The organism is Streptomyces sp. WAC04114 (assembly GCF_019733245.1).
Lineage (GTDB): Bacteria > Actinomycetota > Actinomycetes > Streptomycetales > Streptomycetaceae > Streptomyces > Streptomyces massasporeus_A.
This window is the reverse complement of record NZ_JAIGQA010000425.1, coordinates 1-615: the sequence shown is the minus strand read 5'-3', so window position 1 is coordinate 615 and position 615 is coordinate 1. Positions and strand designations below refer to the sequence as shown.

Annotated in this window: 1 protein-coding gene; it reads right to left on the bottom strand. The window is 72.5% G+C overall.

Translation table 11 applies throughout. The features are described 5' to 3' along the window. Positions 1-122: 122 nt before the first annotated feature. A partial coding sequence (locus K4G64_RS39600) for an SDR family NAD(P)-dependent oxidoreductase (RefSeq protein ID WP_221760662.1) occupies positions 123-615 on the bottom strand: 493 nt, incomplete at its 5' end.

Below are 615 nucleotides of genomic sequence, written 5' to 3'. Positions count from 1 at the left end.
GGCCGGGGGCTGGGGGTTGAGCGTGCTGCCCGTGCACTGCGTGCCCAAGGGGCAGGCGCGCGGAGTCGTGGGGGCGGGGCGGTGGCGCAGGATCTGGGCGGCTGGGATGCGCAGGGGTGGTGTCACCACGGCATCGCCACGCCCCCGTTCGGGCGGATGATCTGGCCCGTGGTGAAGGCCGAGGCGTCGGATGCCAGGTGGAGGACGGCGTGCGCGATGTCCTCGGGCTCGCCCACCCGGCCCAGGGGTGACATGCGGGCCATGACGGACTCCGTGTGCGCCTGGGCCTCGCTGTCGTGGCGGTCGGTCATGGGGGTGCGGATCCAGCCCGGGGCGACCGCGTTGACGCGGATGCCGTACCGGCCGACCTCCGTCGCCAGGGTCTTCGTCAGCTGGATCACCGCCGCCTTCGCCGCGCCGTAGCAGAGCAGCCCGGGGCCGCCTGTGTCGACTGCGCCCGAGGCCATGGTGACGATGCTGCCCCGGGTGCCGCGGGCGATCATCAGGCGGGCCGCTTCCTGGCAGGCGTACAGGACTCCCTTGAAATTGACGTTCAGCACTCGGTCCAGGTCCTCGTCCCGGGTCTCCAGCACGGGGCTGCTGTGCATGATCCCG